This window comes from Oleiphilus sp. HI0066 (genome assembly GCF_001635725.1).
Genome location: NZ_LWFH01001841.1, coordinates 1 through 695, shown reverse-complemented (window position 1 = coordinate 695; position 695 = coordinate 1). Strand labels below are relative to the sequence as shown.

Below are 695 nucleotides of genomic sequence, written 5' to 3'. Positions count from 1 at the left end.
GGTTTAGCAAACGAGTGTTAATTCAGACCTATCTATAATCGATTAATCTGGACATTTTCTCATCGCCATTTTTCTTTATTGAATCAATAACTCCTCGACGGTTCTCTAATGTGTGATTCTGGCTGACTTTCCATTTGCCTTGGATTTCATCAATGGTGATGCGCAGACCGACAATCGCTCTGAGCATGGTATCGATGTAGCCGTTTGGTGCGTCGCTTACTTTCCACGGCTGCTCGCGTTGATCTTCTTGTGAGCGCGTGAGTTTTTCGACAATGCTTAATAGCTCGTCTTTATCATGGTTGAAGGTGATTTCTCCCTTGATATGAACGGCGGTGTAATTCCATGTTGGAACAACTTTCCCATCGACTTGTTTGCTAGGGTAGTAGCCTGCTGAAATGTAGGCTTGAGGCCCTTGAAAAGTCACCAGTACATCGCTGCCGTTCTCGATGTGTTTATGCAATGGGTTGGCTTTCGCGATATGGCCGATTAGTGTGTGTTGACCATCTATCTTTTCCAATAAAAGTGGAAGGTGATTGGCTTCAAGCCCCTCGCTGGTATTCACAATGAGTGTCGCAAGAGGATGTTCTGCAATGAGAGCGAACATTTGATCTTGATTGTCGATTTTAAAAGCCTTGGGCGTGTGCACTGTCGTTACCTAATTATCAGACCATCTTTAAATGCGAAGTAGTATTTAA

Annotated in this window: 1 protein-coding gene; it reads right to left on the bottom strand. The window is 43.7% G+C overall.

Annotated elements, in window-relative coordinates:
- Positions 1–28: 28 nt before the first annotated feature.
- Positions 29–646, bottom strand: coding sequence for an FMN-binding negative transcriptional regulator (locus tag A3738_RS28545; protein WP_082878479.1), 618 nt, complete (start codon positions 644–646; stop codon positions 29–31).
- Positions 647–695 lie beyond the last annotated feature (49 nt).